Origin of the sequence: Microbulbifer sp. (genome assembly GCF_051659245.1) — a bacterium.
Classification (GTDB): domain Bacteria; phylum Pseudomonadota; class Gammaproteobacteria; order Pseudomonadales; family Cellvibrionaceae; genus Microbulbifer.
The window spans coordinates 1-19,284 of the sequence record NZ_JBOFOC010000142.1; the positions used below are offsets into that span (position 1 = coordinate 1).

Sequence of the window (19,284 nt, forward strand, 5' to 3'; positions counted from 1 at the left end):
TGGGCCGCTTCTACTGAGCTAGATCTTGGCCCGCCGCTTTATTACATCTCCTACAAAAGGGGCGTTCCTGCGCGTCGGAACCAGCTCCACATATACATCCCCGCCCCAATTGGCTATAACTGCTCCAAAGTAACCGGCCGGGCCAACCCCCATGCAACAACCCATCACCGGCTACCACCGCGACGAGGAAAAACACTGGGTGGCGGAGCTGGCCTGCGGGCACGACCAGCACGTGCGCCACAACCCGCCCTGGACCAACCGGCCCTGGGTCACCAGCGAGACCGGGCGCAACGCCATGCTCGGCTATTTATTGAATTGCAAGAAATGCGATGAGGGCGCGCCGCCGGATCGCAATGAAGAGAACCGCATCGAGAGGTAGAAAACTGATGGCGAAAATCTGGGTCGATGCCGACGCCTGCCCGGTGGTGATCAAGGAAATCCTGTTCCGCGCCGCTGAGCGCACACAGACGGAAATGACGCTGGTGGCCAATCAACCGGTGCGCGTACCGCCGTCGCGCTTTGTCAAATCGCTACAGGTGAGCTCGGGCTTCGACGTGGCCGACAACGAAATCGTGAAACGCTGCGAGGCCGGCGACCTGGTGATCACCAGCGATATCCCGCTGGCGGCGGAGGTGATCGACAAGGGCGGCGATGCGCTGAACCCCCGCGGCGAACGCTACTCAAAGGCCAATATCCGCGCGCTGCTGAATATGCGCGACTTTATGGACACCATGCGCGCCAGCGGCGTGCACACCGGTGGACCCTCGGCACTCAGCCAGAGCGACCGCAAGGCGTTTGCCGATCAACTCGATAAATGGCTGGCGGCGGCCCGCAGGAAACCCTGAGGAATTATCGGTGAATCTTCGACTCGAACCCGCGACGGACAGCCAACTGAAAATCCTGATGACCTGGCTGCCGGACCACCGCCAGTGCCTGCAGTGGGGCGGGCCGCAGTTTCGCTACCCGTTTACCGAGCAGACCTTTTTCGAGGACTGCCGCTGGCGGGATCTGCCCAGCCATGCGTTGGTAAATGCGGAGCGCGAGCTGCTCGGCTTCGGCCAGTACTACGACCGCCTGGGCCGCTGCCACCTGGGCAGGCTGATCGTCTCTCCGCAACACCGCGGCGCCGGTCTGGGAAAAGCGTTGGTAACGAAGCTGGTACAACAGGGCTGTGGTCAGCTGGACGCGAGGGAGTGTTCGCTGTTTGTACTGAAGGACAATATTCCGGCGCAAAGGCTGTATGAAAAACTCGGCTTCCGAAAGGCAGAATATCCCGAGCCGCACGGCTGGCTCTCAGGCTGCAACTATATGATTGCGCCCTCGGAAAAATTTATAGCGTAGGGTGCGCGCGGCGCACCCTACGTCGGGCAGTATGAATAAATTGATTGAACCACAAACCGAGCGCCTGCAGTTGCGCCAGTGGCGCGACGAGGACCGCACGCCCTTCGCCGATTTGAACGCGAACCCGCAGGTAATGGAATACTTTCCCGCAATCCTGGATCGGGCCGCAAGCGATGCGGCGGTGGATCGCCTGAGCGCGCATATCGCCGAACACGGCTGGGGTTTCTGGGCGGTCGAGCGCCGGGAGGACGGAAAATTTATCGGCTTCGTCGGCCTGCAACACGCGCCTCCCGAGTTGCCGTTCTCTCCCTGTGTGGAAATCGGCTGGCGCCTGGCGCCCTCCTACTGGGGGCGCGGCTACGCCAGTGAGGCGGCGAATGCGGCGCTTTGCGTTGCATTCGAAGAACTGCGGCTGCGGGAAGTGGTCTCATTCACCGCGTTGCAGAATATTCGCTCGCAGCGGGTAATGCAGCGCTTGGGTATGTGTGAAGATTCGCAAGTATTCGAGCATCCGCGAGTCCCGGCCGGCAGCCCGCTGCGGCGCCACTGCCTCTACCGGCTGAGGGCAAAACAGTGGAGGGGAACCGCCTGAGGTTTAATCCATTCACAAAGGGAGGTGTCGGGTGAACCATTGGAAAAACATCAGGGTGCTGTGCACGGCCGTAGCATTGCTGCTGGGGCTGGCGGCAACCCCGGCCGCTGCGGAGGCGGCCAGAAAAATCAGTAAACGCCCGGATGGCTCCACAATTTACTGGTCCATTGAACATCCATCGGGCAGCGAACCGCGAGGACTGCTGCTGATCGCCCAGGGTTCCGGCTGCCTGCCGGCAATCCAGAATCCAACCGTCGCCCAGGGTAGATCCATCGCCCCGGACTTCTCAATCCTGCTGGTGGAAAAATACGGCGTAACTCACACCGACAAACCGGAAAGCCCGATGAGCGACTGTCCGGAGGAATACTTTGCCCGCCACACGGTGAGTCAGCGCGCCGACGACGTGGTTCAGGTGGTCGGTGAACTGAAAGAAGCAGACTGGTGGAATGGCCAGCTGGTGCTATTCGGTGGCTCCGAGGGCGGCGCCGTTGTCGCGCGACTGGCGCCCAGGCTGCAGCCGGACGCGGCGGTGGTCTTCTCCTCCGGTCTGGGCGAGTCCCTGGCCGAATCCCTCCCACGGGTGATACCACCCCCCGCAGCCAGAGAGGCGGAAGCAAAATTCGCCGAGGCGCGCGAAAATCCCGAGAGCAGCGAGGTATGGGGCGGCAACTCCTACCGCTGGTGGGCCGATATTGTGGATGACGTGCTGGTAAACCACTTGCTGAAAACTGAAGTCCCGGTACTTCTGGTGAACGGAGAGAGAGATTCGGTGCAATCGGCGCGTGCCGCGCGGGACGCCTACAAGATTGCCAATCGCTGCGAGCTGACCTATTGGGAGTTTCCCGATTACGATCACTTTATGACGGATAGCGATGGAAACAATCACCGCAAAGAGGTCTTTGCAAAAATATCGGAGTGGATCGACTCCGCACTGAGCGGCGGTGAAACAAACTGCCCTGAAACCAACACGGGAGTATAAGAATGGAAGTGAAAACCGGGATCGCAGCCGCGATTATTTCGACGTTGGCTTGTAGTGCCCAGGCAGAGAACTTCGCTCCGCTGCCACAACTACAGGCCTACGAAGTGCCCGCCGAATGGCGCCAGCCGGTGGAGCCGCTACGCATTGCCGAGCACACCTGGCAGATTGGCACAGCCGGGCTGAGCGCGATTCTGTTGAAGGGAAGCGAGGGGGCCATTTTGATCGACGGCGGCATGCCCCAGGCCGCCGACCATCTGCTCGCCAATATACGCGCGCTGGGAGTGGAGCCCGAGGACCTGAAACTGATCCTGCACAGCCACGCGCACGCCGATCACGTGGGTCCGTTGGCGGCGATCCAGCGCGCCACCGGCGCGCGGGTGGTGAGCAATGCGGAGTCGGCCCAACTGCTGGCGCGCGGCGGTTCCGACGATATTCATTTTGGCGACGGCCTGCTGTTTCCGCCTTTGCAGGTCGGTCGTCTGCTGCACGACGGCGAAGAGGTGGTCCTCGGCGACCTGCGCCTGAATGTGAATTTTATCCCCGGCCACACTCCCGGCAGCATGGCCTGGACCTGGAGCGACCGTCGCGGCGGCAAGGCGGTGGATATCGCCTATGTCGACAGCCTCAGCGCGCCGGGCTACCGTTTGCTGGACAATCCCCGCTATCCGCACATCGTTGACGATTACCGCTCCACCTTTGCCAAGGTGCGCGAGCTGCCCTGCGATCTGCTGCTGACCCCGCACCCCGGCGCCAGCGGCTGGGAATACAAAACCGAAGCGGTACAGGGTACGCCGATCAGCTGCCGGGCTTACGCGGACACGGCAGAGGTGAAACTCGAGGAGCAACTGGAGGCGGAGCGCGAAAAAGCGGCGGGTTGAATTTACCGGCGACACGATTTTGTAGGATGGGCACGCTACGTTTTGCCCATCCTACAAAACTAAATCGTAACTAATCACTCATAAGAGATCTGCATTGGCTTAAGGGAGCCGACTTGTAGGAGCGGGCCATGCCCGCGATCGGGCCCTGTTCGCGGGCATGGCCCGCTCCTACAGGGGTGAGCAGTTACGCGGCGGGCTTGAATTTACCAGTAGGGTGCGCCGTGCGCACCAACCTGCCTTGGTGCAGGCTTTGGCAGTGTCGGTGCGCACGGTGCACCCTACGAAGCGGATTTTTAGCGGTACCTCTACGTCATTGGCAACCGACGAAACCTGTAATCTCAGACCTGAATTGCACTAAGTTAAGGGTAGCCACCCTGTGGGAGCCAGCCCTGCTGGCGAAACGGACACTGCCGATAGCACCGCCTCAATCGCCTGCACAGCAGGCTCCCACAGCACAGGTTCCTACAAACTGGCTGCAGAACTCCTTAACTTAGTGCCGTTGACGTCAGATCTCATTCAGCCGCCAGTGCGGCGACCTCTTCCGCACTCAACGCACCGCTGTAGATGCGGAATTCGTCGATTCTGCCCGCCAGCAGGGGATCGCCCGAGTACTGCGAACGCCCGAGCCAGTTTTGCTTGGTGGAGGCTCCAATCTGCATCGGCGTCAGGTCTATGCCTTCGTTGCGGGCCGCTTCCTCACCGTTGATATAGAGGATGCCGGTGTTGTCTTCCAGGGTAAGAGTCACATGAACCCACTGGCCCGCGGGTACGGTGTTGGCGCAGATGGATCGGTCACCGTGATAACTGACCTTGGTGATCCTAAAGCAGCTCTGGCCACCCTCGCGCGGCGCAAAGAACATGTAGCGCTGGTCGTCGTCACCGAAATCGAACAGGCGTGTCAGGTTGGTATCCTCATCCCGATAAATCCAACTGGCGATACTGAAATCCGCCAGTTTTGAGGCAATGCCTTCGGGGAGGCTTACGTAGTCATCGACACCGTCGAATGCAATCGCATTGCCGACTTTCCCGGGTGTTGATTCGGGGTTGCCATGCAGTGTGGCGGTATTGGCTTCACCGGCGGCACTGGTGACCTGCTCGGCTCCGACCTCATCGAAGGTGTAATGAACCAGCAATTTCGGGCCGACGTGCACCTCGATCACATTCGACGGAGCGCTTTCCCCCACTTCAGATACGGCCAGCACCCGGTAGCGGTAGCCTTGTTCGCGCAGCACGTCCGTATCGGTATAGGTGAGTACTTCGCTCGCACCAACGGTGGCGATGGTGGTATAGGTGGCCCCCGCGCTGTCCGCACGCTGCAGCAGGTAGTTGTCGGCGCCGGCCGCTCCCCACCAGCTCAACACCACCGACTCGCCGCGCAGTTCGGCATACAATCCCCGCGGCGCGCCGCCGGGATCGATCGGGTCGAGAATCTCCGTCAGCGAGCCCCAGCCCATGCCGTCGCCACCATTATCGTATCTCTCGAAGCGGGTCTTTTGCTCCAGCATTCTTTCCGTCCAGGGGGCGGCGATGCCGAGCTTGTTCTGGTAGTGGTTGTAGATAAGTTCCCAGGCTGGCCGGATGCTTCCCCGCGCTTTTTCGGAAACCACGCTCTGGCCATAGCGGGAGCTTCCGCAGTTGGGACCATAGAAGGTAAAGGGCACCTCCTCGAACAGGTTGTAGCGGGCGATATATTCGGAGGTCGCCAGCAGCGCATGATTGTTGTAGGCGAACAGGTCGTCGCCCTGGTTCCAAGCCATCTTGGCGATGGTGCCGTAGAGGGCAACACCCAGCGTCGTATGCCCCTGGTCGCGCCCACTCTCCTGGTACTGACCCATATTGCCGGGGTGGCGGAAGTACATTAGGTTGTCCAGCGCACCGCTGCCGCGGCCGTGATAGAGGTAGTTGAGCGCGTTTTCGTAGATATCCGGGCGGTCGGTAAAAACGCCGATAGCCATCATACTGGCCAGGTTGGCGAGGTCCCAGTTGGCCCAGTAGTTGGAGATACAGGCGTCGTTGTGCTCCGTGAGAAAACGCTGGTTCATCGGCAGGAAAATGTCGAGAAGCATACTCTTGACTTGCTCTCTGCCCTCCTCTTCCCAGCCGTCATAGGTGCGCATGATTTCGGCCACGTTGGCCCACTGGTAGCCGTAGAGGCCCGAGGCCAGATAGCGGTCGGCGTTACCGGAGATTTTCTGCAGGGTCGAGGACCAGGCGTTGAGGAAGTTCACGGCTGTATCGCCGTAGGCCGGATCGCCGGATATCTTCCAGTACAAGGCGTAGGCATAGGCGAAGCGGAGTTCATTGATCAGGCGGCCGAAATTCTGTCCGTCGCCCCCGCGTCGCAATTCGGTCAAGGGATTGGGGTTTCTGAGGTCCGAGGCGGAGTCGCCCGCCAGGGTGTTCCAGGCATTAACCCAGGTTTCATCCTCTTCCGCGATTTTGTTTCTTATCCGCTCGAAGTCGGCTTCCGAGTGCAGAAGGCCCGGGTGCACGAAAGTCCGCACCTGTTGGACGACTTCAACGGTTCGGGTCACTGTGGCGGAGGCCCCATGCGCATCCGTTACCGAGTAGGTCACTTCATAGCTGCCGATGCTGTTGATGTCGACGGTGGAGGAGATTTCGATAAGCTCGGTCAGGTCGCCGTCTTCGGTATCGGTGGCGCTGGCTCCGGCTTCCTCATAGGCCCCCCCCTGGGGAACCTGGACCTGGGCGCTGCCGTTCAGCAGGATTTGTGGTTCCGAGTTTTGCGGCTCTGCGGTGGCCACCGCTTCCACGGTGCGTACCACCGAAACGCTGGCACCGGCGGAATCTGTGACGGTATAGGTGATGGTGTAGGTACCCGCGGTGCCGGTATCCAGGGTCGACTGCATCTGGATGCTGCCGCTGAGGTCGCCGTCTTCGGCATCCGAGGCGCTCGCGCCCGGGTCGGTATAGGTGGAGCCGACAGTTATCTGTTCCCTGGTGCCGCCATTGAGGGTAATGGACGGCGGCTGGTTGTTGGCTGCCTCGAGATTGAAACTTTGTTCGGAGTCACTGCTCCCCCCACAGGCGCTGAGCGCCAACGACAAAACCGGTACCAGGCAACGAACTCTGCCGATACTCATACTTCCCCCCTAGTGTCCTGTTGCCGACGAAGTTTTGTAATCGTTTACATCGTTTTATCAGAATATAGTTATTACAGTCGTGCCAAAAGAGAGTTGTTGGCAAAGTGTGAACTGCTGCAGTTCACGACGCAGGTTCGGCAAAATATTTACGGCGGGTGCACTGAAATGGCGCGAACGCGGAAATGTGGGCGGGTTGAATTTGTTGTGTCGGCGGTCGGCTGTGCGCAGGGCGCACCTACACATTTGCCGGCATCTGCCGCCGGTCCAGATTGCGATACGCCAGTGCCTCGGCGATCTGGCCCGCGCCGATATTTTCCTCGCCGGCCAGGTCGGCCAGGGTGCGGGCGACTTTTAACACGCGGTGATAACTGCGTGCGGAAAGCCCGAGCTGCTCCACCGAGTGCCGTAATAAAGCCTGTTCGTTTTTGCCGAGTGCGCAGAAACGGTCCAGTTCCGCGCCGGCCAGCTGCGCGTTGATCTCTCCCTGCCTTCGCAACTGCCGATCCCTTGCCAGCAGTACCCTTTCGCGCACTTCCGCTGAGGATTCCCCCGTGGGCGCGTCCTGCAACTGAGCGGCGCTCATGCTCGCCACCTCCACCTGCATATCGATGCGGTCCAGCAGCGGGCCGGAGAGTTTGTTGCGGTAGCGGTCTATCTGGTCCGGGGTGCAACGGCAGCGGGGCTCGCCCAGGTAGCCGCAGGGACAGGGATTCATAGCGCCGACCAGTTGGAAGTCCGCGGGGAAGGTGACTTGCGCCCGCGCGCGGGAAATGCGTACCTCGCCGCTTTCCAGCGGTTCGCGCAGTATCTCCAGGGCGTGGCGGGGGAATTCCGGCATCTCGTCCAGGAAGAGCACGCCGCGGTGCGCCAGGGATATCTCCCCCGGCCGCGGGCTGCTCCCGCCTCCCACCAGGGAAATGGCGGAAGCACTATGATGGGGCGAACGGTAGGGGCGCTGATGCACGGGGGGCAATCCGGCGCTGGAATAAATGGCGGCCACTTCGATCAGTTCCCGCTGCTGCAGCGGCGGCAGTATGCCCGGCAGGCGGCTGGCGAGCATGGTCTTGCCGGTGCCCGGGGGGCCGTAGAACAGCAGGTTGTGGCCGCCGGCGGCGGCCACCTCCAGGGCGCGGCGCGCCTTCAACTGGCCGCGCACGTCCACCAGGTCCGCGCATTGGGCCTCTCCCTCCCCGGCGGCGGCTTCCGCGTCCGGCAGCGGCTCGCGGCCGTGCAGTTGCGCGCACACCTGCAGCAGGGTCTCCGCGGCTTTTACCCCGCTGCCGGACAGCGCCGCCTCGCCGGCGGATTCCCCCGGCAACACCAGGGTGCGCCCGGCGTCGCCGCAGGCGATGGCGGCGGGGAGGGCGCCATTGATCTGGCGCAGCTTGCCGGTGAGCGCCAGTTCGCCGACAAATTCGTAGCTTTCCAGCGGGTCGCAGGGAACCTGGCCGGAGGCGGCGAGAATACCGATGGCAATCGCCAGGTCATAGCGGCCGCCCTCCTTGGGCAGGTCCGCCGGCGCCAGGTTGACGGTGATGCGCCGCTGGGGGAATTCGAAGTGGCTGTTGACCAGGGCACTGCGCACCCGGTCGCGGCTCTCGCGCACCGCGGCCTCCGGCAGGCCGACGATATGGAAGGCGGGCAGGCCGTTGGCCAGATGGGTCTCCACGGTGACCAGTGGTGCGGAGACGCCCAGTTGGGCGCGGGTATAGGTGACGGAAAGGCTCAAAATTTCATCCCTGAAGTTTTTCCCCGATTTTAATCCGCGGGAGGGTTATTTTTCTCCTGCTCCGCGAGTGTCTGCTCCATTATTTCCACCTGGGCCTCCAAACGCGCGAGTTTTTCCCGGGTGCGCTGGAGAATCTTTGCCTGAGTGTCGAATTCCTGTTGGGACACCAACGGCAATTTACCCAGGGCCACCGCGAGGGCATCGCGCAGATCGCTGGTGATCACTGCCCCCTGTTGTTGCAGCTCCTGCAATAACTGTTGCAATTTGTCCGTAGCCACGCGCAATCCTCTACCAAAAAAGCGTTAATTTATAGCGCAGAATTGTAACGCACCCCTCTCCCGGCATAAAAGCGAGACCGCTGTGCGCTCTATTGGTTCGCCACCGGTAGATGGCTCACCACTTCGGTGCATGTTCGCCAGGGTCGTCTCATTTTGGTGCACCCTGTTTTTACGCGAGGAAAATTCCGCCGCCTCCGGCTGCTTCAAATTACACCTATCCCCTTGATTTTTAACCTCATTGCAAAGTTGGCATCAAGCCTGCAGGTATCAGGCTTGCAGGAGTTGCAAAGCAACCCGAGCGGGCCATCCCAGTAGCAGGGCGAAACAGCTCACAAGGCGGAAGCAAGGCCGGCACTGATACCGTGCAGTGGCGGAGACCTGGGCTGATTGGACCGAGATAACAATTATTGACGAGACAATCACACACCGAGGAGAACGCAAAGTGGGAAAGATCAATAACAGAGCGACCGTTGTAATCGCAAGCAGCGCCCTGGCGCTGGCCATGGCCGCTTCGACTGCCGGTGCCGCAGAGGGCGGTGTCAGCTTCAGCGGCAATGTGGGAGTGACCACCGACTACCGATTCCGGGGCATTTCCCAGTCCGATGGCAGTCCGGCAGTGCAGGGCGGGGTCGACGTGGATTTCGGCAATGGTTTCTACGCGGGCACCTGGATTTCGCAGGTGGATTTCGCCTACGGCGAAGATGATCTTGGCGAGAACTATGGCCAGACAGATTTCGAGCACGATATTTACTTCGGCTACGCCGGCGAGATCAGCGATACCGTCAGCTACGACGTGGGCTACGTCAAATTCTTCTATCACGGCGACAGCTATGTGCCGGCAAAAGAGGACTACCAGGAAATCTACGGCAGCGTCAGCATTTCCGACCTGACTCTGGGACTGAACTACTCCAACGAATACTGGGCGGAAACCGGCACTTTTTACTATCCGTATGCCGAATACAGCTTCGCCCTGCCGGCGGACCTGTCCCTGGACCTGCACGTTGGTCTGAATATGCTCGACGAAGACGGTGGCTTCCTGGCTGAAGGGAAGGACTCTTACGTGGACTACTCAGTATCCCTCGGCAAGGAATTCGGCGGACTCGCTTTGAGCGCATCGGTAGTCGGCACTGACGTCAGCGAGAGCGAATGCTGGGATCTCGACTGGTGCGAACCGACGGTACTGGCCACTGCAACCTACACTTGGTAGGAGAATCGGGCCCGCGCGGGCCCCAACTTTAGGGGGGAGAACCATGAAACTGGTCACCGCAATCATAAAACCCTTCAAGCTGGACGCGGTGCGCGATGCACTGGCGGAAGCCGGTGTCAATGGCATCACCGTGAGTGAGGTAAAGGGTTTCGGCCGGCAGAAGGGGCATACCGAGCTCTATCGCGGAGCCGAGTATGTGGTGGATTTTCTGCCCAAGACCATGCTGCAGATCGCAGTGGACGACAGCCAGCTGGACGATGTTCTGGAAGCTGTGGGTTCCGGTGCGCACAGCGGCAAGATCGGCGACGGCAAGATTTTCGTCTCCGAACTGGAGCAGGTTATCCGCATCCGCACCGGTGAATCCGGTTCGGAAGCCATTTGAGTGACGGCATCAAACCGGGCATTCATTACAGCTAACAATTACTAGATTTTAAATTAACAGACTCGGGACTGAACGGAGCGAAAGATGGAAAATCAAATTTTTCAATTGCAGTACGCAATTGATACGTTTTATTTCCTCGTGTGCGGCGCGCTGGTCATGTGGATGGCGGCGGGCTTCGCCATGCTGGAAGCCGGCCTGGTGCGCTCGAAGAACACCACGGAAATTCTCACCAAGAACGTGGCGCTGTATGCGATTGCCTGCATCATGTATCTGCTGTGCGGCTACCACATCATGTACGACGGCGGCTGGCTGCTGTCCGGGATCGAGGCCTTCGATCTGAACAGCGTACTGGCCGACTCGGCGGAAAACGGTTTCGACGGCGATTCCGTCTACTCCGGCGCTTCCGATTTCTTCTTCCAGGTAGTGTTCGTGGCTACTGCCATGTCCATCGTTTCCGGTGCCGTGGCCGAACGCATGAAGCTGTGGAGCTTCCTGGTGTTCGCGGTGGTGCTCACCGGCCTGATCTACCCGCTGGAGGGTTCCTGGACCTGGGGCAGTGCAAATGTATTCGGCCTCTACAACCTGGGTGACCTGGGCTTCTCCGACTTCGCCGGTTCCGGCATCGTGCATATGGCCGGCGCCGCCGCTGCCCTGGCCGGTGTACTGCTGCTGGGCGCGCGTAAGGGCAAGTACGGCCCCAACGGCGAGGTTTTCGCCATTCCGGGCGCCAACCTGCCGCTGGCCACCCTGGGTACCTTCATCCTGTGGATGGGCTGGTTCGGCTTTAACGGCGGTTCCGTACTCAAGCTGGGCGACGCCGCCAACGCGCACTCCGTGGCCATGGTGTTCCTGAACACCAACACCGCCGCTGCCGGTGGTGCCGTGGCCGCGCTGATCACCGCGCGTATCCTGTTCGGCAAGGCGGACCTGACCATGCTGCTGAACGGCGCTCTCGCCGGCCTGGTGGCGATCACCGCCGAGCCCTCCACGCCGACCCCGCTGCAGGCGACCCTGTTCGGCGCCCTGGGTGGTGTGCTGGTGGTCTTCTCCATCGTGAGCCTGGACAAGCTGAAGATCGACGATCCGGTGGGCGCGATTTCCGTGCACGGTGTGGCCGGCTTCCTGGGCCTGATGCTGGTGCCGATCACCAATGACGGCTCCTCATTCAGCGGCCAGCTGATCGGCGCCGCCACCATTTTCGTCTGGGTCTTCGCCGCTTCCTTCGCCGTGTGGTTCCTGCTCAAGACCGTCACCGGCATTCGCGTCAGCGAGGAAGAGGAGCAAGAAGGTGTTGACTTGGTGGAATGCGGAATGGAAGCTTACCCGGAATTCATGAGCAAGTGATTGCATCCATTTGCGGTGGCCGCAGCGCGGCCACCATCGCGGAACGAACCAGGGGCCTAATACCAGGAGAGAGTACAAGATGAAATTGATTACGGCTGTGGTAAAGCCCTTCAAGCTGGATGACGTGCGCACTGCGCTGTCCGAGGTGGGCGTGCAGGGCATGACGGTCACCGAAGTGAAAGGCTTCGGCCGCCAGAAGGGACACACGGAACTCTATCGCGGCGCCGAGTATGTGGTGGATTTCCTGCCCAAGGTGAAGCTGGAGCTGGCCGTGGACGACGACATGGTGGACGGCGCCGTGGAGGCCATCACCAAGGCGGCGCAGACCGGCAAGATCGGCGACGGCAAGATCTTTATCACCGCGCTGGAGGAAGTGATCCGCATCCGCACCGGGGAGACCGGCAGCGAAGCGGTGTAACAACCCCCGCCACCTTTCGAGAAAGCCCCGCCAGGGGCTTTTTTTACTATTCCTACCCTCTGATTCCTTCCAATAAATTCCCCGTTCGCCCGCTGTCTTAGCACAGATCCACACCCCTTGGTGTGGCGCAAAATTTTCCATAGCGAAGTGCGATAACGGCCTCTCCAACCACGACAAAAAACTCTACGGGAAACCCCGGCTTTTGCTGGCACCCGGGTGGTCAAGTGCCTATATATTATTCGCCGCGGCCATCGCGGCGGCAGGGGTACTTCCTCTGTAACAGGAGTAGTAGGTTACAGGGTTCAGAGTTATGAAAGACGGTATTGAAGATCAGGGCAAAAACACTCGCGGCAAAGATACCGATGAGTTTGCCGAAGAGCGCAGCATCACTTCCCGCCAGCGTGCCAGGAGCCAGCTGAGCAAGGAGATCGAGGACTTTCTCGCCGCCGGTGGCGCCATCCATGAAGTCGATCCGGAGGTCACCGCCGACCCCCCGCGCAAACCCCAGCCCAAGTACGGCAGCCGGCCCATTTAAGTGCTTCCCCCTCGCGCCCGTAGGTTGAACATGGGTTCCCCCTTACAGGTATACCTGGGACCGGTTCGCAGTCAATACAGCCAGCCCTTCTGCCGCGCGATGCGCGCGGCGTCGATACGGTTGTGGGCGCCGAGTTTGCCGATGGCTTCGGAGAGATAGTTGCGCACTGTACCTTCCGACAGGCACAGGCGCTCGGCAATGCGCGCGGTGCTGAGCCCCTCGGCAGCGAGGAGCAGGGCGCGGCGCTCCCTGGCGGTGAGCGGATCGCATTCTCCCAGGGCGTCCAGCATCAGTTCCGGGTCGATCACCCGACCGCCGGCCGCCACCCGGCGTATGGCGTCGGCCAGCTGTTCACTGGGAGCGTCCTTGAGCAGGAAACCGCCCGCGCCCAGGTCCAAGGCGCGACGCACATAGCCGCGGCGGTTGAAGGTGGTGACGATCAGCAGCCGGCAGCGGGGCCAGCGCTCCTGTACCCGCTCGGCCAGGGCCAGGCCACTGGCACCGGGCATCTCGATATCGGTGACCAGCACATCCACCGGCTGATGTTCCAGCAGTGCCAGCGCCTCGGCGGCGCTGGCGACATCACCCACCACACGAAAATCCGCCTCCAGCTCCAGCAGCGCCTTCAGCGCGCCGCGCACCATATGCTGATCCTCGGCGATCAGGATGCTAATAGACATCACACGACGCCTCCAGAGGCAGCGACACTTCCAGTTGTACGCCCCCGTCTGTGCGGTAGTGCAGCCGTCCGCCCAGGGTTTGGGCGCGTTCGCGGATGCCGCGGAGGCCGTTGCCCTCGGTAACTGTCGGCGCCGGACCGTTGTCGGAGACTTCCAGCCGCAGGCAGTCCGACTGCTGCTCGCAGGCGAGGGCGACCCTGTCACCGCCGGAGTGGCGCACGATATTGGTACAGGCTTCCAGCAGTATCAGCGTTGCGGCGGATTCCACCCTCGGGGGAAGCCTGTGGAGGTCGGCGTTCACTGTGACCTGAAAATTCTGCTCCTCCAGCCATTGCCGCAGGCGCGACAGCTCGGCACGCAGTTCCCGGTTGCGGTAGCCGGCGATGGCTTCGCGAGCCTGGGCCAGGGCCGTGCGAGCCAGTTGCTGCACTTCAGTGACCTGAAGCCTGGCCTGTTCCAGGGACATGGGGCTGGTCCCGGCCCGGGCCAGCAGCTTGCCCGCCAGTTCCGACTTCAGCGCCACACTGGAGAGGGTGTGGCCGATCACGTCGTGCATATCCCGGGCGATGCGCTCACGCTCGGCCACCGCCGCCAGCCGTTCGATCTCGTCGCGGTCGCGCAGTTTCTGTCGGGTGGCCTCGGCGCGGACGCGATCCAACATGCCCATGGCTGCCACCGCCATGGACACCAGCGCCGCCGGCAGCCACAGGGAGGGAGACAGCTTCAGCCACCAGCTCTCCAGGCCCAGCAGCGCGAGTATCGCGGTCAGGTGCCAGGTCGCCTGGCGCGCGGGCAGCAGGTTGCCGGCAAAGGCGGCGGCGTAAATGAACAGCGAGCTGGCGCCGGTATTGAACGGCGCTTCCAGCAGAGCCACGAGCAGCACCAGCCAGATATAGGGCGCTGGTTTTTCGGCGTGGAAGAGGCGGAAATAGGCCCACAGGAACAGCCCCAGCCCGAGGCCGAACACCAGCCATTCACTGGTGTTCATGGGCCCCGTCAGGGGCCGGATGAAGTAGAAGCCGAGAAAGATCAGCCACACCCAGGGGGCGTATTTGTGATATCCCGGCGGGATCTGCGCTTGCATCTACGATCCGTTCCCCTCGAGCAGTGCGCCGGCCCAGCGGTGGTCCGGGCGGGTAGCCAGGGCCTCGCGCCAGCTCTGCGCGGCCTCCCGTTCGCGGCCCAGTTCCCGTTGCGCCAGGCCCTTCCACACCAGCGCCTCCGCAAGCCCCCAGTCGGCGGTGGCGCCGCCGCGGCCGGCGTGGTAGAGCGCCGCCGCCCGCTCGAAGGCCTCCAGCGCCTTCTGTTTGTCGCCGCCGAAGGCGCCGGGGGTGTTGAACAGGGAGATGCCGTTGGCGAGCCGGGCCAGGGGATTTTCTCCGTCCAGCGCCAGGGCGCGCCGGACCATCTTATGGCTTTTGGGGCCGTAGCGCATGGCGGACAGTGGGCTGAGGGCGATCCTGTAGCCGTAAGCCATCGCCAGCAGCGCCGCCGAATCGCTGTCGCTCTGCACAGATTCGCCGCCTTCCAGTGCATCTATCGCCAGACCCAGGGCCTTGCCCGCGTCGCCGTCATCGTTCAGGTGGCGGGCGATCGCCAGCCGGTAGCCGGCGTAGGCGCGGCTGTAGCTGTCTTCCATTTCGGGTTGCAGCGCGGCCAGGCGCGCGCTGTCCAGGCGGTTGAATGCCTCCTCCACCGCGGGATCGGGGGCGGCGGCCTGGGCGGCCGCGCAGCTGAGTGCGGTGGATACCACAAATGCGCTGAAGTTTTTCATCGTTGGACTCCTTGCCTGTTGTTAAGCACCCGGGGTGGCTCCCCGAAAAATGCCAATCCAGTATCCGCCGTCGCGAAAGTTGAAAATATTCCCAACTGTCAGCAATTGGCAGTGACATTTGTCAGCGATTGGCTGTGGAGCGCGCCGGGGTTTCCTGTCTGATCATCGTCGCGCAGGCGCGCGGGGGGCTAGGCGGCGAGCAGTTTCGGCAGCAGGCGCTCGAGCACTTCGCCGATGTAGGAGAGGAACAGAGTGCCCAGGCTGGAGCGGTAGTGCTGGGGGTCGGTGGAGCCGACGGCGAGGATGCCCAGTTGGTTGGCCAGGGGAATCACCGCGGCGGAGGCGACTCTGTCCGCGTCCCCGCCGAACAGGTATTCCTTTTCCGCCGGGCGCAGTACGCCGCACACGGTGCGGCCGTTGCGCAGTATGGAGCCGACCGCGGTTTCCGCGCTGGCGCGCTGGCTGGTGCGCACATCGCCCAGGGAGCGGTGCCCCGGGGGCAGGGGGCCGAACAGGGTGAGAGTGGTGGTGTCCACGCCGAAGTCTTCGCGGAAGCTGCGGTACAGGGCCTCCCCGGCCTCGGCCACAGTCTCCGCCTCCAGCAGCGCCAGGATCAGGCGGCGGCTGTGCAGGAACAGCTGGTCGTTCTCGCGGGCGTTGTGCAGCAGCTGATCCAGGCGCTGGCGCATCTCGATATTGCGCTCGCGAAGCAGGTTGGTCTGGTGGGTCATCAGCGAGACGGTCTTGCCGTTTTCCCGCGGCAGCTTGATGGTCTCCAGCAGCTCCAGGTGTTCGGCGAAGAAGTCCGGGTTCTGGATCAGGTAGCGGGCCACCTGGCGGGCGAGCAGCTTCTTGCTGCGCTGGGTCTCCTGGTCGCCGGCAGTGGGGTTTTCCGGGGCGCGGGTGGCGTCGCTGTGTTCCGTCATTTTTGGCTTGGCTTGTGGATGGGCAAAGAAGCGAAGCGGGCAGAATAACCGCTCCATGCGTTTTCTGCATCCCCGTTGGGCGGCACCCCGCCATTCCCGGGGCGCTCGTGCCATGGTCTGCGGTCTCGACGGGCACGCTTTGCTTTGACTCGCGTCATCCATGGCGCCCGCCCTTCGGGCGCCTGCGCCGTCCAAATCGGCAATCCTGCCGATTTGTGCCCATCCCGCATTAAAGGATGATCTGCCCGTGGTACACGGTGGTGGCGGGCCCGGTCATGGTTACCGGCTGCTCCGGTCCACTCCAGTGGATTGTCAGGGTGCCCCCGGGCAGCTGTACCCGCACGGTGTCGTCCACCAGGCCGCGCTGGTGCGCGGAGACCACCGCCGCGCAGGCGCCGGTGCCGCAGGCGCGGGTCTCGCCCACGCCCCGCTCGAACACCCGCAGCCTGGTTTCGGTGCGGGAATCCACCTGCAGGAAGCCCGTATTGACCCGCTGGGGGAAGCGCTCGTGGCTTTCGATTTTGGGGCCCAGCGTATTCACCGGCGCCTGTTCCACGTCATCCACCAGCAGCACGGCATGGGGATTGCCCATGGATACCGCGCCGATGGTGTAGACCTCGCCGTCCACCTCCAGCGGGTAGGTGTCGGCATAGCGGTCGGCAATAAAGGGGATCTGTTTCGGCTCCAGGGCGGGTACGCCCATGTCCACGCTGACCTGGTCGCCCTCGAGCAGGTTCAGTTGCAGGATGCCGCCCGCGGTCTCCACCACCAGTTGGCGTTTGCCGGTGAGGCGGCGCTCGCGCACAAAGCGGGCGAAGCAGCGGGCGCCGTTGCCGCAGTTCTCCACCTCGCCGCCGTCGGCGTTGTAGATGCGGTAGCGGAAGTCCGCGTCCGGGGTCCGCGGCGGCTCCACCACCAGTACCTGGTCGCAACCCACCCCGAAGTGGCGGTCCGCCAGGCGGCGGATCTTTTCCGGCGACAGCTTGATGCGCTGGCTGATGCCGTCGAGCATCACGAAGTCGTTGCCGAGGCCGTGCATCTTGGTGAATTTAATGCGCATCTATTCTCTCTTTTCGGTGGATGCGCTTGAAGCTTATCCACCCTACGATCTTTCCCGAGTCTCGAGTCCCGAGTCCCGTCTTTTAGAATTTCTCCGGAACCGGGCTCTCGCCGCGCACCAGGTCCGCCAGGGTCTCCCGCGCGCGCACCAGGTAGGTTCTGTCGCCGTCCACCAGCACTTCCGCGGCCCGCGGACGGGAATTGTAGTTCGAACTCATGCTGAAACCGTAGGCGCCGGCGGACAGCATGGCCAGCAGTTGCCCCTGTTGCAACGTCAACTGGCGGTGCTTGCCGAGGAAGTCGCCGGTCTCGCATACCGGGCCCACGATATCCCAGCTCTCGCTTTCGCCGCTGTCCGGCGCCACCGGAACTATGTCCTGCCACGCCTGGTACAGAGCCGGGCGCAGGTTGTCGTTCATGGCCGCGTCGACGATGGCGAAGTTGTGCTCCTCGGCGCGCTTCAGGTATTCCACCCGGGTGAGCAGCAGACCGCCGTTGGCGGAGATGGAGCGGCCCGGCTCCAGCACCAGCCCCAGTTGGCGATCGCCCAGGCGCTCTTTCACCGCGCCCAGGTAGTCGCTTACCGGTGGCGGTTCCTCGCCGCGGTAGCGCACGCCGAGGCCGCCGCCCAGGTCCAGGTGTTCCAGCGCTATGTCCTCTGCGGTCAGCTGATCCACCAGCAGCAGCAGCCGGTCGAGGGCGTCGAGAAAGGGCGCCAGTTCGGTGAGCTGCGAGCCGATATGGCAGTCCACACCGATCACCTTCAGGTGGCGCGACTGTGCCGCGCGGCGGTAGGTGTCCACCGCCGTGTCGATGGCGATGCCGAATTTGTTTTCCCGGAGGCCGGTGGAAATATAGGGGTGGGTATTGGCATCCACATCCGGATTGACCCGCAGGGACACCGGCGCGGTGGTGCCCATCTCCGCGGCCACCGCATCCAGGCGCTCCAGTTCCGCTTCCGATTCCACATTGAAGCAGTGAACCCCTACTTCCAGCGCGCGGCGCATTTCCGCGGCGGTCTTGCCCACCCCGGAGAAAACGACCTTTGACGGGTCGCCGCCGGCCAGCAGCACCCGCTCCAGCTCGCCGCTGGAAACGATATCGAAGCCCGAACCCAGCTGCGCCAGCAGTGACAGGATGCCCAGATTGCTGTTGGCCTTGACGGCGTAACAGATCAGCCCGGGATGCTCGCCCAGGGCGTCCGCATAGGCGCGGTACTGGCGCTCGAAATGCGCGCGGCTGTAGACGTAGGTGGGAGTGCCGAAGCGCTCGGCGATCTGCTCCAGGGGGACTTCTTCGGCCCACAGGCTGCCGCCCCGATAATTGAACTCACTCATTTTTCCGGCGCGGGCTCCTCTTCGCTATAGTCGTCGGCGCCGGTGGTTTGCGGCTGGGTTATTTCCCCTCTCTCTCCTTCCCCTTCTTCCCCGTTGCTTTCAATGGGCGCGGAAGCGGGGGCAGAGGGCGCCGCGGCGCTCTGGGGCAGATAGAGTGGACCTTTTTGCCCGCAGGCGCCCAACGGCCCGAAGGCGGCGAGGAGCAACAGGAGGAGAGGGATTTTTCGGGGCATGCGCTACATCCTGCGGTCAGATCGTCAAAGCCTGCTAGTATAACGGCCTCCCCTCCTCAACACAGTACGACAGAAGCAACAAATTATGAGCCAGGCGGAATACGACGCGGCGATAGAGCGCACCCTGATCGGGATCGAGGATGCGCTGGACAACTGCGACTGGGATATCGACTACGAGCGTGCCGACGCGGTGCTCACCCTGACTCTGGAGGACAACGGCAGTCAGGTGATCCTCTCGCGCCAGTCCGCCAACCGCGAGCTGTGGGTGGCGGCCAGGTCCGGCGGCTACCATCTCGGCTTCGACAATTCCGGAGACGAGCCCGGCTGGAAGTGCACCACCACCGGCGAGGATCTGCCGACGCTGCTGGACCGGGTACTCTCCGAGCAGATGGGCGAGCCGGTTTCCCTCAATCTCGCTCAGTAATCCCTTTTGTAGGAGCGGCCCATGGCCGCGATCGATCTTTCCGAATCCTCTGGAATCCGATCGC

22 protein-coding genes are annotated in these 19,284 nt (G+C 62.5%); 12 read left to right on the plus strand and 10 right to left on the minus strand.

What is annotated here, in order from left to right:
* Positions 1 to 151 precede the first annotated feature (151 nt).
* The 6 genes from ACRC0P_RS14470 to bla are packed head-to-tail and all read left to right on the plus strand — an operon-like array spanning position 152 to position 3,790.
* Positions 152 to 379 (plus strand): DUF3565 domain-containing protein, encoded by a 228-nt coding sequence (locus ACRC0P_RS14470; protein WP_438632011.1) that lies wholly within the window; start codon positions 152 to 154, stop codon positions 377 to 379.
* 7 nt (positions 380 to 386) lie between these two features.
* Positions 387 to 845 carry a YaiI/YqxD family protein gene (locus ACRC0P_RS14475; protein WP_438632012.1) on the plus strand — a complete coding sequence of 153 codons (459 nt, stop codon included), beginning with the start codon at positions 387 to 389 and terminating at the stop codon, positions 843 to 845.
* Positions 846 to 855: 10 nt separating this feature from the next.
* Complete coding sequence (locus ACRC0P_RS14480; RefSeq protein WP_438632013.1) at positions 856 to 1,341, plus strand: GNAT family N-acetyltransferase; 486 nt, start codon at positions 856 to 858, stop codon at positions 1,339 to 1,341.
* Between the two features lie 31 nt (positions 1,342 to 1,372).
* Positions 1,373 to 1,933: a GNAT family N-acetyltransferase gene (locus ACRC0P_RS14485; RefSeq protein ID WP_438632014.1), complete on the plus strand. Its 561-nt coding sequence runs from the start codon at positions 1,373 to 1,375 to the stop codon at positions 1,931 to 1,933.
* A 31-nt stretch (positions 1,934 to 1,964) separates the two neighbouring features.
* Positions 1,965 to 2,912, plus strand: coding sequence for an alpha/beta hydrolase (locus ACRC0P_RS14490; RefSeq protein WP_438632015.1), 948 nt, complete (start codon positions 1,965 to 1,967; stop codon positions 2,910 to 2,912).
* 2 nt (positions 2,913 to 2,914) lie between these two features.
* Positions 2,915 to 3,790 carry a subclass B3 metallo-beta-lactamase gene (bla, locus tag ACRC0P_RS14495; RefSeq protein ID WP_438632016.1) on the plus strand — a complete coding sequence of 292 codons (876 nt, stop codon included), beginning with the start codon at positions 2,915 to 2,917 and terminating at the stop codon, positions 3,788 to 3,790.
* 512 nt (positions 3,791 to 4,302) lie between these two features.
* Here bla and ACRC0P_RS14500 read toward each other — a convergent pair.
* From ACRC0P_RS14500 to ACRC0P_RS14510, 3 genes are all read right to left on the minus strand, one after another.
* Complete coding sequence (locus ACRC0P_RS14500) at positions 4,303 to 6,894, minus strand: immunoglobulin-like domain-containing protein (RefSeq protein WP_438632017.1); 2,592 nt, start codon at positions 6,892 to 6,894, stop codon at positions 4,303 to 4,305.
* Between the two features lie 235 nt (positions 6,895 to 7,129).
* Positions 7,130 to 8,623, minus strand: a complete 1,494-nt coding sequence (locus tag ACRC0P_RS14505; protein ID WP_438632018.1) for a YifB family Mg chelatase-like AAA ATPase — start codon at positions 8,621 to 8,623, stop codon at positions 7,130 to 7,132.
* Positions 8,624 to 8,652: 29 nt separating this feature from the next.
* Positions 8,653 to 8,901 carry an accessory factor UbiK family protein gene (locus tag ACRC0P_RS14510; protein WP_438632019.1) on the minus strand — a complete coding sequence of 83 codons (249 nt, stop codon included), beginning with the start codon at positions 8,899 to 8,901 and terminating at the stop codon, positions 8,653 to 8,655.
* Between the two features lie 442 nt (positions 8,902 to 9,343).
* On the opposite strand from ACRC0P_RS14510, the gene ACRC0P_RS14515 reads away from it, so the two are divergent.
* The 5 genes from ACRC0P_RS14515 to ACRC0P_RS14535 all read left to right on the plus strand — a co-directional run bounded on the left by ACRC0P_RS14515 (position 9,344) and on the right by ACRC0P_RS14535 (position 12,787).
* Entirely contained in the window at positions 9,344 to 10,108 is a 765-nt protein-coding gene (locus ACRC0P_RS14515; RefSeq protein ID WP_438632020.1) for a TorF family putative porin, read from the plus strand.
* A 43-nt stretch (positions 10,109 to 10,151) separates the two neighbouring features.
* The gene (locus ACRC0P_RS14520) at positions 10,152 to 10,490 is read left to right on the plus strand and encodes a P-II family nitrogen regulator (protein WP_438632021.1); all 339 of its coding nucleotides are present in this window, start codon (positions 10,152 to 10,154) and stop codon (positions 10,488 to 10,490) included.
* Positions 10,491 to 10,574: 84 nt separating this feature from the next.
* The gene (locus tag ACRC0P_RS14525; RefSeq protein ID WP_438632022.1) at positions 10,575 to 11,834 is read left to right on the plus strand and encodes an ammonium transporter; all 1,260 of its coding nucleotides are present in this window, start codon (positions 10,575 to 10,577) and stop codon (positions 11,832 to 11,834) included.
* Positions 11,835 to 11,913: 79 nt separating this feature from the next.
* On the plus strand, positions 11,914 to 12,252 hold the full coding sequence (locus ACRC0P_RS14530; RefSeq protein ID WP_183459087.1) for a P-II family nitrogen regulator: 339 nt from the start codon (positions 11,914 to 11,916) through the stop codon (positions 12,250 to 12,252).
* Between the two features lie 310 nt (positions 12,253 to 12,562).
* A complete protein-coding gene (locus ACRC0P_RS14535) occupies positions 12,563 to 12,787 on the plus strand; it encodes a hypothetical protein (protein WP_438632023.1) in 225 nt (74 codons plus the stop codon).
* Positions 12,788 to 12,858: 71 nt separating this feature from the next.
* On the opposite strand, the gene ACRC0P_RS14540 is transcribed toward ACRC0P_RS14535, so the two are convergent.
* The 7 genes from ACRC0P_RS14540 to lptM all read right to left on the minus strand — a co-directional run bounded on the left by ACRC0P_RS14540 (position 12,859) and on the right by lptM (position 18,796).
* Positions 12,859 to 13,467: a response regulator transcription factor gene (locus ACRC0P_RS14540; RefSeq protein ID WP_438632024.1), complete on the minus strand. Its 609-nt coding sequence runs from the start codon at positions 13,465 to 13,467 to the stop codon at positions 12,859 to 12,861.
* Positions 13,457 to 14,551 (minus strand): sensor histidine kinase, encoded by a 1,095-nt coding sequence (locus ACRC0P_RS14545; protein ID WP_438632025.1) that lies wholly within the window; start codon positions 14,549 to 14,551, stop codon positions 13,457 to 13,459. Before ACRC0P_RS14545 ends, ACRC0P_RS14540 begins: the two co-directional genes overlap by 11 nt.
* Positions 14,552 to 15,241, minus strand: a complete 690-nt coding sequence (locus ACRC0P_RS14550) for a hypothetical protein (RefSeq protein ID WP_438632026.1) — start codon at positions 15,239 to 15,241, stop codon at positions 14,552 to 14,554.
* Between the two features lie 188 nt (positions 15,242 to 15,429).
* A complete protein-coding gene (locus ACRC0P_RS14555) occupies positions 15,430 to 16,167 on the minus strand; it encodes a DUF484 family protein (protein ID WP_438632027.1) in 738 nt (245 codons plus the stop codon).
* A 229-nt stretch (positions 16,168 to 16,396) separates the two neighbouring features.
* Positions 16,397 to 17,227 carry a diaminopimelate epimerase gene (dapF, locus tag ACRC0P_RS14560; RefSeq protein WP_438632028.1) on the minus strand — a complete coding sequence of 277 codons (831 nt, stop codon included), beginning with the start codon at positions 17,225 to 17,227 and terminating at the stop codon, positions 16,397 to 16,399.
* Between the two features lie 82 nt (positions 17,228 to 17,309).
* The gene (lysA, locus tag ACRC0P_RS14565; protein WP_438632029.1) at positions 17,310 to 18,563 is read right to left on the minus strand and encodes a diaminopimelate decarboxylase; all 1,254 of its coding nucleotides are present in this window, start codon (positions 18,561 to 18,563) and stop codon (positions 17,310 to 17,312) included.
* Positions 18,560 to 18,796, minus strand: coding sequence for an LPS translocon maturation chaperone LptM (gene lptM / locus ACRC0P_RS14570; RefSeq protein WP_438632030.1), 237 nt, complete (start codon positions 18,794 to 18,796; stop codon positions 18,560 to 18,562). The genes lysA and lptM overlap by 4 nt, the downstream gene beginning before the upstream one ends.
* An 85-nt stretch (positions 18,797 to 18,881) precedes the next feature.
* Here lptM and cyaY point away from each other — a divergent pair, with 85 nt between their 5' ends.
* Positions 18,882 to 19,220, plus strand: coding sequence for an iron donor protein CyaY (gene cyaY / locus ACRC0P_RS14575; protein WP_438632031.1), 339 nt, complete (start codon positions 18,882 to 18,884; stop codon positions 19,218 to 19,220).
* Positions 19,221 to 19,284: the final 64 nt, after the last annotated feature.

Bases quoted from the DNA above. Each gene is read 5' to 3' on its own strand.
- ACRC0P_RS14470 (WP_438632011.1), top strand. From the start codon at position 152: ATGCAACAACCCATCACCGGCTACCACCGCGACGAGGAAAAACACTGG.
- ACRC0P_RS14475 (WP_438632012.1), top strand. From the start codon at position 387: ATGGCGAAAATCTGGGTCGATGCCGACGCCTGCCCGGTGGTGATCAAG.
- ACRC0P_RS14485 (WP_438632014.1), top strand. From the start codon at position 1,373: ATGAATAAATTGATTGAACCACAAACCGAGCGCCTGCAGTTGCGCCAG.
- bla (WP_438632016.1), top strand. From the start codon at position 2,915: ATGGAAGTGAAAACCGGGATCGCAGCCGCGATTATTTCGACGTTGGCT.
- ACRC0P_RS14500 (WP_438632017.1), bottom strand. From the start codon at position 6,894: ATGAGTATCGGCAGAGTTCGTTGCCTGGTACCGGTTTTGTCGTTGGCG.
- ACRC0P_RS14520 (WP_438632021.1), top strand. From the start codon at position 10,152: ATGAAACTGGTCACCGCAATCATAAAACCCTTCAAGCTGGACGCGGTG.
- ACRC0P_RS14525 (WP_438632022.1), top strand. From the start codon at position 10,575: ATGGAAAATCAAATTTTTCAATTGCAGTACGCAATTGATACGTTTTAT.
- ACRC0P_RS14530 (WP_183459087.1), top strand. From the start codon at position 11,914: ATGAAATTGATTACGGCTGTGGTAAAGCCCTTCAAGCTGGATGACGTG.
- ACRC0P_RS14535 (WP_438632023.1), top strand. From the start codon at position 12,563: ATGAAAGACGGTATTGAAGATCAGGGCAAAAACACTCGCGGCAAAGAT.
- ACRC0P_RS14540 (WP_438632024.1), bottom strand. From the start codon at position 13,467: ATGTCTATTAGCATCCTGATCGCCGAGGATCAGCATATGGTGCGCGGC.
- ACRC0P_RS14545 (WP_438632025.1), bottom strand. From the start codon at position 14,551: ATGCAAGCGCAGATCCCGCCGGGATATCACAAATACGCCCCCTGGGTG.
- ACRC0P_RS14550 (WP_438632026.1), bottom strand. From the start codon at position 15,241: ATGAAAAACTTCAGCGCATTTGTGGTATCCACCGCACTCAGCTGCGCG.
- ACRC0P_RS14555 (WP_438632027.1), bottom strand. From the start codon at position 16,167: ATGACGGAACACAGCGACGCCACCCGCGCCCCGGAAAACCCCACTGCC.
- dapF (WP_438632028.1), bottom strand. From the start codon at position 17,227: ATGCGCATTAAATTCACCAAGATGCACGGCCTCGGCAACGACTTCGTG.
- lysA (WP_438632029.1), bottom strand. From the start codon at position 18,563: ATGAGTGAGTTCAATTATCGGGGCGGCAGCCTGTGGGCCGAAGAAGTC.
- lptM (WP_438632030.1), bottom strand. From the start codon at position 18,796: ATGCCCCGAAAAATCCCTCTCCTCCTGTTGCTCCTCGCCGCCTTCGGG.
- cyaY (WP_438632031.1), top strand. From the start codon at position 18,882: ATGAGCCAGGCGGAATACGACGCGGCGATAGAGCGCACCCTGATCGGG.